This window comes from Streptomyces sp. DH12, from assembly GCF_020873895.1.
GTDB lineage: Bacteria > Actinomycetota > Actinomycetes > Streptomycetales > Streptomycetaceae > Streptomyces.
In genome coordinates this window covers 1-597 of sequence record NZ_JAHWGT010000475.1, presented here as the reverse complement: position 1 = coordinate 597, position 597 = coordinate 1, and the positions used below count along the sequence as shown (strand labels likewise).

Below are 597 nucleotides of genomic sequence, written 5' to 3'. Positions count from 1 at the left end.
CGTACATGCTGAGGATCGACTGGCTGCGGCCCGCCGCCACCCACCCCTTCAGCAGGTCCTCCACGCCGTCGGCCAGCCCGCAGCGCACCCGGTGCAAGGTGTAGTGGCGGTGGAAGACGGCGTCCATCACCTCCCACTCGGCCTGGCTGGGCAGCCGGCCCATCAGCCGCTCGTAGAACCGCGGCACCGGTACGCAGTACAGCTCCCGGTACCGCTCCAGCGTGATGGGCGCGAGGCCCAGCTCGGCGAAGGCCGCGTTCGTCGCCCCGATGACCGCGTCGACGTCGTGGAACAGCGTGCCGTTCCAGTCCCAGACGATGTGCGCGTCCGTGTGCGTCCCCATGCGGAAAACCTACCCGGGCCGTCGGGCGACGAGCTGCGGGATCTCCTGCGTCGCGAACCACAGCAGCTCGTGGTCCTCGGCGCCGTCCACGGCGAACTGCGCGTCGTCGTCGCCGTCGTCCGCCGCGTCCAGCGCCCGTGCGGCGGCCGCCACGTCCTCCTCGGCGTCCTCCGCGTCCACGTGCACCGCGGCCGCCCTCGCCAGCCGTACGGGTCCGGCGAGGCGCACCTCGCCCAGCACGGCCGGGTCCGGGC

At 73.2% G+C, this 597-nt stretch carries 1 protein-coding gene and 1 pseudogene; both read right to left on the bottom strand.

Annotated features, from left to right (window positions below):
- On the bottom strand, window positions 1-343 hold a 343-nt coding region (locus LPA54_RS35255), incomplete at its 3' end, for an HAD family hydrolase (protein ID WP_368857890.1).
- A 9-nt stretch (window positions 344-352) separates the two neighbouring features.
- A pseudogene (locus LPA54_RS35250) lies at window positions 353-597 on the bottom strand (hypothetical protein); the annotation flags it as partial.